A 15317-nucleotide genomic window follows, 5' to 3' on the forward strand; every position below is an offset into this window, starting at 1 on the left:
CGGGTTCATCCTTTTACAGCGCCAATCGTCAAGCCTTGAACGAAATATCTCTGAACGAATGGATAAGCGAGCAGAATCGGACCTGTAGCTACAACCGTCATTGCCATCTTCAAGCTCTCGCTTGGGATCGATGTGGTTACGACTGCTCCTGCACCCATCATGGCTTTTCGCATGCCATCCATATTGCCAAGCATTTTGTACAAATAATATTGAAGCGGCATCAGCTTCTCATCGGAAATAAATAGAAGGGCATTGTACCAGTCGTTCCAATAGGCAAGAGCCAGAAACAAACCAATAGTCGCTAGCGCCGGCTTGGAAAGAGGCAGAATTAGACGAGCGTAGATCTTAAAATCGCCTGCACCGTCAATTTTAGCTGATTCTACGATTGCTTCCGGAATGCTGCCCATAAACGACTTCATAACAATGATGTAGAAGACGTTGAGCATCATCGGAATCACTAAAGCCAGCAATGTATCTTTGATATGGAGGTAATTGACCATAAGCAGATACCAAGGAACCAGACCCCCGTTAAATAAAGTTGTAAAGAAAAAGAAGAACGAAAATTTATTACGCCATTTAAAATCTTTTCTGGATAGCGCATAAGCCGTCATCGAAGTCAGAAACAAACCAAACAGTGTGCCTATTATAGTAACGCCTATGGTCACCATATAGGCTTGAATCATCTGGTCGGGATACTTAAACAAAATGCTGTAGGCTTCTGTTGAGAAGGCCGTAGGTATAAATTGATAGCCATCAGTTAATATTTTTGACTCTTCCGTCAGCGATGAAGATACGACAAGTATAAACGGGAATATACATAAAATTGCGAGAAAGATTAGGGATACATAACCAATACCCGAGAATATTTTACGATCGAGCTGCTTCATATCGTTACCTCCATTATGAAAACTGTACCTCTGATGCGGTTAGAATAAGGCGCGGTCTTTATCGTATTTACGAACAGCATAGTTCACAGTCATGATCGTTGCGAAGCCAAGAACGGACTGGAAAACGCCAGCCGCAGCCGACATGCCGATATCATTCGAAGTAATCAGCGATCTGAACACGAAAGTATCGATAACGTCCGTCGAAGAGAACAACAAACCGTTATTGCCGATCATGTTATAAAACATCCCGAAATCACCGCGGAAAATATTCCCGACCGCCAGCAGCACCAAAATAATAATCGTCGGGTAAAGATTTGGAATCGTCACTTTCCGGATCCGCTGAAAAATATTGGCGCCATCGATTTCAGCTGCCTCATACTGTTCAGTATCTATGCCCGTAATCGCGGCCAAGTACATTACTGTTCCGTATCCAAGGCCTTTCCAGGCGGAAACGAGAACTAGGATATACGGCCAGTAGGCAGGCGTATTATAAATATCAATAGGTTCTAGCCCGAGTCCTCTAAGGAGTGCGTTCACAGTACCAATATCATAATTGAGCAGGTTATAGGCAATCGCGCCGACAACTACCCATGAAATAAAGTAGGGAAGAAACAACGCCGATTGCGTAATTTTGCGGAACCATTTGCCACCGACCTCAAACAACATAATGGCTGCAAAAATTTGCAAAGAGTTATTTACAACGATGAATGCAATATTGTACAATGCTGTATTCCGTGTTACCCGCCAGGCATCTCCTGATTCAAAGAAAAAGCGGAAGTTATCGAGCCCGTTCCAGGCACTTCCAAAAATACCGCCCGCGTAATCATAATGCTTGAAGGCAATAATAATGCCCGCCATTGGGACATAGGCAAACAAAAGAAAAAAAGCAACCGCCGGAGCCAGCATCAGCAACAGAACCCTATAGTTTTTTAAATCGCTCCAAAATGTATGCCCTTTCATCTTTGCACCCCTTTCTTCTCTATATCTCTCATTATAAAAGGACGGCGGCGGCGAGATAATTCAGCGAAACAACTAAACATAATACTAATTCAACGATTCATAAACAATTTCGATAAAAAAGAAGCCCCTGTTCCATATAGAACATGAGCCTCCCCAATAAGTAATCGATTCAGATTTTATTTTTCTTCCGGTACTCGCCGGGCGACATGCCCATATATTGCTTGAACTGCCTATTGAAATAAATAATATTTTTATATCCGGCTTGTTCCGCAATCTCATATACTTTTTTCGTTGGATCCTCGAGTAGCTCGCATACCCGCTTCATACGCAATTCACTTAGAAAATCGCTGAAGAGACTATTGGTTTCGACCTTGAACAGATGCCCCAGATAGTTAGGGGTAAAGTCGAAATGTGCAGCGACCTCGTTTAGCGTTATTTTTTGATCTAATCTTTCTTTCACATACTCCGTGATTTCATCAATTAACTTGCGCTTTTGCCTTTGGCGTTTCAAATAAAGCAGCTCCGACAGTTCAAAGAATCTTCTTCTCAGCCACGAAAGGATATCATGCACCGTTTCGAACTGAAACAGCACAAAAGGATGATGAGAATCCCAATTCAAAATCTCGTACAAATGCTCATTCATTTGCTGCAGATCAGCATGAAGCTTAGAGGTAATCCGGATAATGATATCGTAGATGTCGTTTTTCTGGGAGATCGGACTGTCTCCGGCAAATAGCTGAAGCAAGCAATCATCAATAGTGGTAAGGTCGTAGTCGATCATAGCTTTAAGCATACGATCCACAATAACCTCTAAGTCCGAAGCCATCTTTTCCTTTGGTGACCATTCCGAGGCATCTTGGATCAACCTATTCTTCCCTACGATCCATTTAATGCTTAGAGCGGCCTGTGCCTGCCGATAGGAATCATGTAGCTTGACCGGGTCGGTTGTGTACATTCCTCTTCCGATCGTAATCGAACAGGAGAACTCCTGATAGAACGCCCGAATCAACTCTTCCAGCAAAGCTGTAAAATATTGTTCCTGAACCGCAGCAAGGATCACAAAGTGATAGTCATAAGTCGTAATCACCATGCCCAAATTTTGATCCTGAGCAAACTTTCGGATAAACTGATTGGCAGTGCTGCTCCATAAACTCCGCTCTTCTTCCGTCCAAGTTTGGATTTTTCGCGCCATGTCGTCGATCTCAATGATGGCAACCGCTGATGCACCTTGTAAGTATGGCGTGAGAACGTTGTGAATGTGCGTCTCAACCTGTCCCGGTGCAGCCTCGTTAAACCAACGCAGCAGTAACTCCTGATTAACAAGCGTCAGCGTTTCCGACAAGGAAGTACGCTGCGTCCTCTCTTTCTCAATCTTTGTGCAGAGTTCGGTCAGCGTCTCGTTCAGCTCGTCATCATCCACAGGCTTAAGCAAATAACTGTATGCGTTCAATTGAATCGCTTCCTTGGCATAATTGAAATCCTGGTGTCCGCTAATAAATAGAATATGGACCTCTGGGTTAATCTCCTTCGCTTTCCGTGCAAATTCCACACCTGACATAATCGGCATACCGATATCAGAGAGAATAATATCAACAGGGTGCTGCTCCATCATTTTCAGAGCGGCAAACCCGCTCGTTGCCGTTCTCACGCTATGCAAAGGCAAATGATCACTGCCGGCTACACGCCGTCTAAGCCATTCCAAATCGATTACTTCATCATCCACCAGCAGAACATTGATCTCCATCGCCATACTCCTCACTCCCCCATCACTTCCCTGATTTCTGCATTTTCCACCGGTAAAATAATTTGAACTGTCGTTCCCGCTCCAAAATAGCTACCGATTTGAATACCGAAATCGCTGCCGTATCGCAGTTTAATTCGTTCTTCCACGTTTCTCAGACCGTAGCTGCCTGGTTGATATGCGCTTGATCGCATGTTTTGAAGTGTCTCCGGCCGCATGCCGATCCCGTTATCAATGACCTTGAGTTCGATGCGGTCACCCAGCCGCTTTCCAGTAATACGAATCGCAATAGTCTCCCCGAACCAGGCGTGCTTGAATATATTCTCCACAAACGGCTGTAAAATCAGCTTAATAATAGGCACCTGTAAAATTTCCGGATCGACATCATAATAAACCTCAAAGGCGTCCGCATACTTCACTCTCTGAATTTCCAGATACATCCTCACCTGCTCCAGCTCATTTTCAAGGGAGATATATACATGTCCATCGTTTAATGTGAGTCGATAAAATTTGGAGAGACCTTGTACCATCTGCGTAACCTTCTCCACTTCCCCCAAATTGGCCAGACTGCCGATGGTCGACAGCGTATTGTACAAGAAATGTGGACTGATCTGGGCTTGAAGCACATCCAGCTCCGCTTGCTTTTTCTGAATGCCCTGCACATAGACGTTCCGGATGAGTTCCTGAATGCTGGTCGCCATTTGGTTGAAGCTATTAGCGATATAGACAAATTCATCGTTCCCCGGAAATCCGATTCTTTTATAAAAATTACCCTCCTGAAAAGATCGAACCAAATACACAATCCGCTTGATCTTCTTGCCAGATATACGTGCAACTAGAAAACCGATAATAGCCATCACCAAAAAACTGATGGAACAAACGGTACTAATCACCTTCCGCATTCTACTAGCATCTTTGTTCAAATAAGAGTGAGGTACGCGCGCCTCAATGACATAGCTTGATACCGGAATATCTTCACTAATAATTAAATAATCATCTTGTTTCGTATCTTCAGCAGCAACACCTTGTTCATACAAAGTCATTCCTGTAGCCCTATCCAACAGACGAAGTTCAATCCCCTGTTCAATCGGAAAAGTATCAAAGTTACCAAATAGCTCATCAATCCTCGCCGTAACGCGAATATATCCGATAATCGCAGGTGCTGCCTTGGAAGAAACAAGCTTGCGGAAATATGAAATATTACCTAGCTCACGGTCGGTATCCGCTTGAAGCCACAAACTGTCTTGATTATTCGCAACAATCGACTTAAACCACTCCGTATTCTCGATCACCTGATCAGAAAGAACATAATAATCACTTCGACCGATAGGTGTCGACATATCATCACCTGTAATTTCAAGCATCGTCTCATTGACCGTAAAAAGCGCAAGTCTCAGCTTGTTCCCATACAGTTGCAGAGGAGCCTTCATATAAGGAACGATATCATCTCTCATTTTGAGCATGTTTTCCAAAGGATCTCCCCTGAACTGAAGAGCATTCTGAAAATTCGTATTTAGAAACAGCGAGTTGGTCATACGTTTGATTTCATCTGTCTGGTATTCGATGTTGTTCCTCGTCTGCTTTAATGCGGTCCGGACATTCGTTTCCGCCATTTCAGTCCTGGACTCTACGAGCATTGTATAGGCTATATAGCCAACCAGCACATCTGTCAGCAATACAAGAATGAGATACGGAATCATCATCTTGTATGTGAATGGAATATACTTTTTACTAGACAGTTTCCTCTCCATGCGCATGCTCCCTTATATACGTATCAATACGACTGCTATTTTGACCCATTTTACAATGAAAAGAAAGCGGTTACTACATCTTGTATTTGGAAACTTCGCTTTAGAGTAGCACTCTGTTCTCCAAAATATTTTTTAAGCTGATATGCGATTTGGAAGGTCCGAACTTTATAAGGTGATCTTGAAATTCAGCAAGCGCCTCAATCGTTGAGGTCTGTACCTTAATGAGATAATTATATTCTCCACTAATGCGGAACAAATCGGTAACTTCCATAGCATCGTTGCAAAAATCGGTGAGCTCTTGGCAATGTTCTGTTTTGATTAGAATAAAAGTAGTCGTACCCCGGTTCAGATCCCGCAAATTAAAAGCTGTATGATACCCCGATATGATGTTCCTTTCCTCCAACTTAATGATTCTTTCTTTAACGGATGGTTGTGACATCGAAACCTCTTTGCTGATTTGTGAAATGGGCATTCGAGCATTGTACTGCAATAATTGCATAATCTTTTTATCAATATCATCCATAAGATGTTCCATATCAAGCGCCTCCTAGCTCTTTTTAATAAATAAACCCATTCAACTAAAATACCTTATATTCAATAACCATGTCAGGATAAAACACTTATCTTATATATGTATCTCCTATTTTAATCCAACTATAATAAATAGTACATTAGATATAGGAGTGATTAATAATGAGCGTAAAAGGTCTTGCACATATAGCGATTCAAGCCAAAGACTATAAAGCAACAATTTCATTTTACATTGACGTCTTAGGATTTAAGTTAGGTCATCATTGGAGTCTGCCCTCCTTTCAAATCAAAGAAGCTTCGATGCTTATTTCACCTGATCAAAGAACTTGCATAGAGATTTTTGATAACGATGCAGTCATTGCCGCCCAAGGAAAAAAAGCCTTGTCTGAAGAGGATATAGCTCACGGAGCACTCTTACATTTCGCCTTCTATGTGGATAATGTAGATGAAATGTACCAAAAAGCCCTTGCTCATGGAGCAAAGGCTTTTATAGAACCAGATTCTATTTCTCTTGGTGAACCACCTCTTCTGATCAAGAACGCGATCGTTCACAGCCCCAATGGGGAAGTTATCGAATTTCTTGAAGAGGTTGATTTTGATATGTCTAATTACACTTCCTCATACAAAGAGGTATCCAAGGCTTGAATAAAGTGCGACCAATTGCCTGTCGTGTACAGCAGAAGTCGATGCATCGCGCGCGTACAAGCTGTATAAAAGAGTTTACGTTCGCTCTCCCGATGATAAGTCTGAGTAGAAGCATCGTAAATTAGCACGGCGTCGAATTCTACGCCCTTAGCAAGATACGCGGGAATAACTAGCGTTCCCTTCTCAAAGGTGAGCGTCTCCTTCGTAATAAGCCGCAGATTCTCGCCCCCTTGTGCAGCCAATGCTTCATAGGCTTCGCGGCTTTCCTCAGCAGTCTTAGTAATAACGGCGATGGAGTCGAGACCTTCGGCCATAAGCGCCGCAAGCTCCTCTTTTATCCGCACCGCCCGCTCCACATCATTGCTAGCCTTCACTAGGTACGGCTTCTCGCCGCCCCTTTCAAAAGGCACGATCTCTTCACGAGGTAGCAGCGCCTTCGTAAACTCCACAATCTCGCGAGTGGAGCGATAGCTTCGGATTAGACGAAATAGGTTCGTTTCCTCTTCACCATAAAGCCGGATCAAAGGAGAATTCACCTCTTGCAGATTCGTCGCTTGCGGGAAAATCGCTTGACTGAAATCGCCGAGAACTGTCATGCTGGCGCGGGGAAACAATTGCTTGAGGAACGCGAATTGGAACGGCGAATAATCCTGTCCTTCATCAATAAATAAATGCCGCACCATTGTATTCGTACGCGAACCCTCGATAAGCTCTTTTAAATATAGGAATGGGGTCTCATCCTCATAAAACAGCTCGGTACGGCTCAACTTTTCCTTCGTTTGCTTACAGATTTCCTGCCACTGCTCGGGCACTTCGGCTTCACCCGTCATTTTCTGATAAGTGACTTCATCACTAAATAACTGCTCGTATAAACCAACCATATCTATGAACTTCAACCGTTTGGCATCTCGTCTCAGCGGTTTGAAGTGCTCCTTCACGATCATGCGACGCAGCAGCTCATCTTCCTGAGAACTAAAATCAAAGACATTCTCTTCCCCGTCCTTCTGAGTACGAAAATCGCCATAGATTTCAAGATACTGCTCTGTAAAATCGAAGACAGCTTCTTCTCGCCGGTACTTCTTAAGCACCTCACTGTAAGCTTCGGCATATTGATCGTTGTCGAGGTAATCGACCTCGTCTTGAACCCAGGGCGCCTCCATTTCCTGACGCTCTAGTTTAGTCAGCTCGCGCAGCAGCCATTCACGTAGTAAAGCGACACGATTAGCCAATCGGATAGAGCTGTCATAGCTATAAAATTGCGACTTCATCTGCTCCGCAGTAATCAACTCGCGGTCCCGAAAACGGATACTGTGGAACAGCATACCTTCTTTCCCTAGCCATAACGCGTAGCTTTGAAGAGCATGCAGGAAAGCCTCAGAAGCCTTATATTGCATCCCCGTTAACCGTGCCTCATACCCCTGCGAGGATTGTGATGTCAGTACATATTCAATCTGCTCGAAGGGGTCCTCCAAATTCATCGTGGATCCGAGCCAATAGGCAAGGTACTCCTGAAAGGTCGTTTGCTGCATATTCTCTTCGCCGAGCTCAGGGAGCACCGTCGATACATAACTGTTAAACATCGGATTTGGCGAAAAAAGAACGATCTGATCTGCCTTGAGCCTATCGCGGTGTTTATATAATAAATACGCTACCCGTTGCAGCGCTGCGGACGTTTTTCCGCTGCCAGCCGCTCCTTGCACAATAAGCATACGGCTTTTGTCATTGCGGATGATGGCGTTCTGTTCCTTCTGGATGGTCGCCACAATGCTCTTCATTTGTGAATCTGCGCCTTTACCAAGCACCTGCTGAAGCAATTCGTCCCCGATCGTTAAGCTCGTATCGAACACGTTCTGGAGCTGACCGTAACGGATCTGATATTGCCGCTTCAGCATCATCTCACCTGTAATCTGTCCTCCCGGCGTTTCGTAAGTAGATGGCCCTGGGGAATGATCATAATACATGCTTGCAATAGGCGTTCGCCAGTCATACACCAGAAAGTCCACACCGTCTGCATCAACGAAAGAAGCCACTCCGATATAAAGTTCCTCACTCAAGCCCAAACCATCTTCTTGAAAATCCATTCGCCCAAAATAGGGAGACGGCAGTAGCCGTTTCATATTCTTAAAACGCTGCACCCGCTGCCGGTGGCTGCGCTCTCGCTCGGACAACAATGCTTCTTGCTGCTTTATACTGTAGAAGGTCTCTTCGAAATCTTCGTCTGTGCTCGTATTGACCGTGACTTCTTCCCAAAACCGCTTGCGAATGTCCACCACTTGATCACGTAGCCCAGTCACTTCTGGTTCTAGTTCTGCGATTCTTGATTGCAGCTTTTCCGTAACCAAATCAAGCCGATCTTGTTCTTGCTGCCAATCCATTACGTTTACCATCTTCACGAACACGCTCCTTTTCATTCTTGTTATAAAGAAGCAAAAATTAAAATTTGACAAACTGTTAATCCACATGGTATTATAATAGTGTAGATAAGATGTTACATTTATGTTCAAATATGTGAAATAAACAGCGATTATTTTATAATATCACGAACTTTCTTTGCATGCAAATTATTTATATAAGTTAGAAGAACCAGCAGTCTCTGCTGGTTCTTCTTTTTTTGAATGCCAAGCTTGGGCGCACATAGAGAATAGACAAAAAGACCGTCCTTAGGACGGTCTTTTTTCTTACTACAGTAAGTTTACTATTTAGTTTGCAGCAGATTCATAATGATGGTCACTGCCTCTGCTCTTGTTGCCGTCTCGTTTGGTGCAAATACATTGCCGTTACGCCCGCTCACAATGCCTGATTTCTTCACGGCTGCAACCGCATCCTTTGCCCATGCAGGAATTTGGCTATCATCAGCAAAGCCTGTTGATGCCGCCGTTGTTAAATCTCCCCCTGCTGCTCTAGCGATCATAACTGCTAGCTCCGAACGTGTTATGCTCGCTGCCGGACGGAAGGTAACATCCTCATAACCGCGTATAATCTTCGCCTCTAAAGCTTGTGCAATGGACTTATCAGCCCAAGCAGGGATTGTATCTGTAAAGCCCAGTTCCACACCGTTTCCAGTTGGCTTCAGCGCATTCATCAGCATCACCGCAAATTCAGCGCGTGTCACCGCAGCATTCGGTTTGAACGTTCCGTCGGTATAACCCTTGACGATCCCTTCGCTCACCGCTTTCTTAATATTAGCCTGTGCCCAATGTCCCGAGATATCGCTAAATTGAGCCTCTGTTGTCGGTTCAGTAGATGCATTGGTTACCGGTAATCCAGTCGCTTGATCCACTAAGAGTACAGCAAACTTCGTAAAGTGATCCACATCTGCAGCAATGCGATTTCCATCTATTTTGCCGCCATTAACTTTCACCCAGCTCTTCTTCACTTCATCATAATAAAAGATCGCTACAGTTTGGCCGCTCTTCACTTGTCCTGAATCGAACACAAAGGTTAGTGTGACTGGTTTACTAAAGTTCTCCGCGAAGTTTTTTAGAACTTCATAGATCGGGCTTACGAGAATCTCATGATTGCTGAGAAGATTCTGCGAATCGAGCACTTTCTCAATCGTTAATACCAACTGCTTGCCTGAAGCATTAGCTGGAATTGAAATCACAAGCCCATTATCCAATCTGACTTCACCCGCTTGACCTGCAGGAAGCGTCAGTTTCCCATTGGAGGAGATAACCGGAAGTACGACATTAGAGGTACTACCACCATCATTACCACCGTTTCCATTACCATCAGAACCGTTATCTTGCTCAGCTCTCGTTATTGTTGCTGTGTATCTCGTACCTGTGCCATCTTGGGCAATTACGAATAACTCCAATCGGTTACTACCTACTTCAAGGGGAAGCTCTATGCTAGTTGCCCCACTTGCCAAACTTATCGGACCGGCCACAAGTGTATTGGCACTATTGTACATACTCACTGTCAAGGTACCATAGACAGCATCGCTGGCCGTTGCCGTCACTGTGAAGTTAGATAAAGAATACGGTACACTCGCTGTATAGCCGTATACACTTCCGCTCACTGTTTGATCCAATGTTATGCCGCTCAAATCCAAGCTATTCAAGCTTGCACTAGAACTTAATGTTGTAAACGTAATCTCTTGTCCGTAGCTTACTCCGGTTGCATTCACTGCGTAGGCACGTACATGATAGGTAGATCGAGATTGAAGTCCTGCAAGACTTACTGAAAAGGCTCCTGTTCCACCTGATTCAGCTATAACTTTACCATCCTCAATTGTCGGATTGGCACTAGTAGAATATACGATTCCTCGCTCTGTAACCTTAGCGCCACCGTCCGAAGTGATATTTCCTCCAACCGTAGCTGTCATAGAAGTGATATTTTGTACTTCTGCATCCGTAACAACAATAGCAGGTTCCTCAATACCTTTGACAAAGCTTAGATAGAAATCATCAATCGATCCCCATGCGCCGCCGTCTGCTTTGACATTAGCTCCGATTGTAAGGGTTCCATCGGTAACGAGAATATCCTGGATCTCAGGATTGTTCCACTGTGCCCATCCTTTCACACCGGTGTTTACTTTTATTTCCTTACCATCCGTTACAGCAAATAGATTCATATTGGGGTTGGCAGCATCTCCCCCTTGAATAAACATCGAAAGATTATAATATCCCGGCTTCAGACCAGAAATAGTCTGCTCTACTCTAAAATCCACTGCTTTCGCAGAGTAGAAATGTAGTGAATAGTTGCCTGTTTTGGCATCTGTAACTTTATTTTGGTAGTCTGTATGTGGAGCATTAACGTCAGCATAGGTGATTTTCCACATGCTTCTATCGCTATTTTCAAAGCCTGCGTTGACGATAAAGTTCTCTTTTTTAATAACTAGAAAGGCTTTTACCACCTGACCGCCTTCCGCCGTTCCACCGATCACATAGCTGCCCGCACCCTTGCTAATGGCTTGCTCAAGCGCAACTTGATCCCAAACCACTGACATCTTGCCGGAACTTCCATCATTGTAAGTAACACTTACGTCTGTTGGCAGATGGATTGGCTCCCCAGCAATCGCCGTTATCGAAACATCCTTAATTTCATCTACAGCAATAGGGGCCACTGCGCCTGTATTCACATATTTGAACACATTCAGCGAGGCAAGCGGATGTCCGTTAAAATCAAACAAAGCCTGGTTATCAACGGCACTTCCGCCATACCATTCCCCTGCATCATCAGGGTCATATTCCTTCGCATAGCTGGATGCCCAACCGGAACCGTACTGTTCCCATATCAACTTATTCTGCTCCAGATTGTCTTTCGGACCTACCGGAAGCCAAGCAGGCTCCCAATAAAACACGCCAATTCCCGCTTTACCCACATTCGCAACCGCTTCGATCACGTCTCTAACCGAGTTAGCCTGACCTTGAACGCTGATAGGGTAGTTTAAAGTTTGACCTGAGCTCTGAGGTGCTGTATTTCCGTGCCCATCCCCGTCTTCTGCGGTATATGCGTAAGAGGTTTCAGCTACCATTACTTTTTTACCATAAGTATCAGCTACTTGCTTCAACACGGATGTCAAATTGCTTAATGTACCGTGCCAGAACGGATAATAAGAACTTGCAAACACATCATAGTCTACATTGTTATCTTGCAAATTCTTCGCTATAGTGGCATATCTGCCTGCCGACTCCGGATTTGTAAAATGCAGAGCAACCAGAATATTAGGATCGATCTCCCGAATGGCTTTGCTTCCCTCATTGAACAATTGGCTCATCTTCGTCCAATTAGATTCACCAACGAATTGTCCATTCGTTTCATTGCCTACTTGAACCATGCCAATATCAATACCTGCATCAACAAGGGCTTGCAGGCTTACTTTGGTATATTCGTAAAGTGCGGTCTTCTTATCTTCGAGACTCAGATTGGCCCATGCCTTAGGCGTATGCTGCTTGGCCGGATCGGCCCAAAAGTCGGAATAATGGAAGTCCACCAGCAGCTTCATGCCGTTTGCGGTCGCCCTTTTCCCAATTTCAATCGCGGTGGACAGATCATTATTGCCACCACCATAACCTTTTCCAGCTGTATCAAAAGGATCATTCCATATCCGTACCCGAACGTAATTAACCCCGGCTTCATGTACGGTTGTAAAAATATCCTGCACCTCTCCGTTTTCATTGTAAAACTCGACTCCGCTATTCTCTAAAGAAATAATACTGGAGATGTCCACGCCCTTAATAAAATCAGGCTGGAGTCCTTCCACCTTCTTCACAAAAATATCCGCAGCCACCGGCTGGGTCGTATCCGTACTCAACTGTTTCAACTCAAAGCTGTCCAGAAATCCATATGCGCTTGGAGCGCCGCTTATGTTCGCACCAACCTCAAGACTCGGGGTATCCTGCTTCAAGATAAATTTCAGGCTGAGCGTTCCCCAAGCATTATAGCCAGTGGTAGCAACAGCGGATGCCGTCTCGTCACCCGCAAACAATTCAACATTCCCCGTTTCTTTGTCAGTACCGCCCATCGACTTGACTGAGAGCTCATAACTTCCCGCAGGGAGGTTCGTTATAGTCTGCTTAAGCGAGATGGTCTGGTTTCCAGTAGCGACTTTGTTAATCCAATATTTGAAAGCATGAGCTCCTTCATCTGGATTTAGCCAAGTATCATCGGCATATGCAAAATGCTTAATTTCTACTTGATTCCAATCTGCCGTATCGACACTCCATGATCCATCATCCCAGAAATTGTCCTCGAAACCGCCATTTACTATTAAAGAACTGTTCGAATCTGCAGCCAAAGCACTCCTCATGTTGAATGAGAATGAACTTAGCAGCAACAACACTGCTAAAAATGCAGAGATACCCTTTTGATTAACTCTCACGTTCTGATCACCTTCCATTCTAAATTTTCAGATGCATATGTGCGTCCCAAGTTATGTAAGCACTTACAAATCAATATACCAATAGTTAAAATATTTAGTAACGGATGAAAAGATAACATTTTGTATGCTTAAGCAAGCTTTATAGGCTTTAATCTTCATTTTCCATTATTCTGGAATAGATGATATTAAATAGATTTCAGATTTTTTTATCCAAATATAACTTTTTGTATGCCTTCTCCATCTAATCATACAGAGGGCCCTCAAGGAGGAAAAATCATTTGCTGGAAAACGAACTGGATATCAAAAAAGCGCAGAAAGGCGACCACGAGGCGTTTACCCGTCTTTTTAGGCAACTGGAATCCCAGTTGTACAGATTAGCCAAAACCATTCTGCTAAAAGATGAAGATTGCGCGGATGCTCTTCAGGAGACGACACTGAAGGTGTATAAAGGGTTGGCCAACCTTAAACAGCCTAAGTTTTTTAAAACCTGGGTTATACGCATCCTGATTAATGAATGCAATCAGTTACTTCGTATGCGAGAGCGAACTATAGCTGTGGCGGAAATTCCCGAAGAACCGGTCGATTCCTATGTGCATTTTGAAGATTCAGGCAACGTAGACCTGCAAAGCTTCATTAATCAGTTGGACGAATCCCTGCGGCTTGCTATCGTGCTTTTTTATTATGACGATTTATCCATTAAGCAGATTGCAGATGTGCTCGACATCTCCGAAGGAGCGGTCAGGGCACGACTTCATCGCGCACGGAGATTGTTGTCCAAACAGATACATCCTGTGCGGGAGGAGGGTCTTGCTAATGAATAATAACAATTTAGAAAAGCAGATCAGGGAGCTAGGAAAGGCTAATATACAGGAGCTTCCACCTTTACTGCGGTCGCGGCAGGATTCGATTTATGCATCACTCGCCACAATTGTCCAGGATCCTGTGGAAAAGGAAAAGAAAAAACGGATATATCCAAAAATCGTAGCTGTTGTATCTGCAGCGATAGTGCTAAGTGTTATGCTAACGGCTGTATATCCGCCAACGTTGGCAAATGCGCTCAAGCAGCTTCCATGGATAGGCGGAATTTTTGAACGGGCAGATGATATAGGATTACAAGCTGCTCAGCGTCTGGGTCTGATTACCCGACCGAATAGCAGTGATACGCATGATGGAATCACCTTGTCTGCCGAAGAGGCTGTATTTGATGGCAACCGATTGGCATTCTCAGTGAAGCGTGAGGGAGAAGGGCTGGACGGTAAGCTCGCCGGAGTGACGATTGGAGAGGATGGGAAGCCTTTCCTAGGGAAAGGTTCGATAATGTCTGCAGAAGTATTGATCGACGGGGCTTCCCTAGAGCAATTTTCAGATGGTCTCTGGAAAGCTATGCCGTTTCTAAGCTGGATGGAAGGCACGGAGCAGAGTACAGCTATTTTTCAACTGGTGGATTCTTCGAATTTGGGGATCACCAAGCCTTTCCCTGATCAATTTGAACTGACTGTAACCCTTCTCTTAAACGGTATAGATACACCATACATTCTGGAGATTCCTGCACGTAAGGTTACAGAAAATAGCATTGCCGTACCTGATATACGCGCACAAGCAGAGGGATGGAGTCTGACGCTGCAAAAGCTGGAATATAGCCCATTAACCACGCGTCTGTTAATCAACATTGAACAAGAGACTAACGGGGATTATGCAGATTTTAATACATTGGGCTTTGAAGTGAAGGATGAACAGGGACTGGTTTTGGAAAATATATCGCAAAAATCAGTCCTTTCTTCCAATAGATCACGGGATCTGAATCTGCTTGTAGAGCCGTTCGAGAAACATCCCAATATGCTCACAATCCGTGGCTATCTTTATGAGTTCGAGGATCCAAAAAGTAAGAGTGGCGCATTCAAAACAGACAGTTCCGGAAATCCTGTGAAGTATTATATCGATGGTCTGGAAATAAACGTGCTAGTTAAATAAACACT

The 15317-nt window shown here is 44.2% G+C and carries 10 protein-coding genes; 3 read left to right on the forward strand and 7 right to left on the reverse strand.

The genetic code is table 11. The features are described 5' to 3' along the window. Positions 1-5: 5 nt before the first annotated feature. From PAENI_RS12995 to PAENI_RS13015, 5 genes are all read right to left on the reverse strand, one after another. A complete protein-coding gene (locus tag PAENI_RS12995; RefSeq protein ID WP_076285013.1) occupies positions 6-887 on the reverse strand; it encodes a carbohydrate ABC transporter permease in 882 nt (293 codons plus the stop codon). Positions 888-926: 39 nt separating this feature from the next. Then, positions 927-1847, reverse strand: a complete 921-nt coding sequence (locus PAENI_RS13000) for an ABC transporter permease (RefSeq protein ID WP_042192982.1) — start codon at positions 1845-1847, stop codon at positions 927-929. A gap of 169 nt (positions 1848-2016) precedes the next feature. Further along, positions 2017-3591: a response regulator gene (locus tag PAENI_RS13005; RefSeq protein ID WP_149645519.1), complete on the reverse strand. Its 1575-nt coding sequence runs from the start codon at positions 3589-3591 to the stop codon at positions 2017-2019. A gap of 11 nt (positions 3592-3602) precedes the next feature. Then, positions 3603-5339, reverse strand: a complete 1737-nt coding sequence (locus PAENI_RS13010; RefSeq protein WP_149645521.1) for a sensor histidine kinase — start codon at positions 5337-5339, stop codon at positions 3603-3605. A 100-nt stretch (positions 5340-5439) separates the two neighbouring features. Beyond that, positions 5440-5874, reverse strand: coding sequence for an Lrp/AsnC family transcriptional regulator (locus PAENI_RS13015; RefSeq protein ID WP_076285015.1), 435 nt, complete (start codon positions 5872-5874; stop codon positions 5440-5442). 158 nt (positions 5875-6032) lie between these two features. Here PAENI_RS13015 and PAENI_RS13020 point away from each other — a divergent pair, with 158 nt between their 5' ends. Beyond that, positions 6033-6515 carry a VOC family protein gene (locus PAENI_RS13020; RefSeq protein WP_149645523.1) on the forward strand — a complete coding sequence of 161 codons (483 nt, stop codon included), beginning with the start codon at positions 6033-6035 and terminating at the stop codon, positions 6513-6515. Here PAENI_RS13020 and helD read toward each other — a convergent pair. Further along, the gene (gene helD / locus PAENI_RS13025) at positions 6479-8902 is read right to left on the reverse strand and encodes an RNA polymerase recycling motor HelD (protein ID WP_149645580.1); all 2424 of its coding nucleotides are present in this window, start codon (positions 8900-8902) and stop codon (positions 6479-6481) included. The genes PAENI_RS13020 and helD overlap by 37 nt on opposite strands. A gap of 308 nt (positions 8903-9210) precedes the next feature. Then, positions 9211-13269, reverse strand: coding sequence for a glycosyl hydrolase 53 family protein (locus PAENI_RS13030; protein WP_262495597.1), 4059 nt, complete (start codon positions 13267-13269; stop codon positions 9211-9213). 350 nt (positions 13270-13619) lie between these two features. Here PAENI_RS13030 and PAENI_RS13035 point away from each other — a divergent pair, with 350 nt between their 5' ends. After that, positions 13620-14162 carry a sigma-70 family RNA polymerase sigma factor gene (locus PAENI_RS13035; RefSeq protein WP_231573368.1) on the forward strand — a complete coding sequence of 181 codons (543 nt, stop codon included), beginning with the start codon at positions 13620-13622 and terminating at the stop codon, positions 14160-14162. Then, on the forward strand, positions 14155-15312 hold the full coding sequence (locus PAENI_RS13040) for a DUF4179 domain-containing protein (RefSeq protein ID WP_188114544.1): 1158 nt from the start codon (positions 14155-14157) through the stop codon (positions 15310-15312). Before PAENI_RS13035 ends, PAENI_RS13040 begins: the two co-directional genes overlap by 8 nt. Positions 15313-15317: the final 5 nt, after the last annotated feature.

It is taken from the genome of Paenibacillus sp. B2(2019), assembly GCF_008370385.1.
Taxonomy (GTDB): Bacteria; Bacillota; Bacilli; order Paenibacillales; family Paenibacillaceae; genus Paenibacillus_AQ.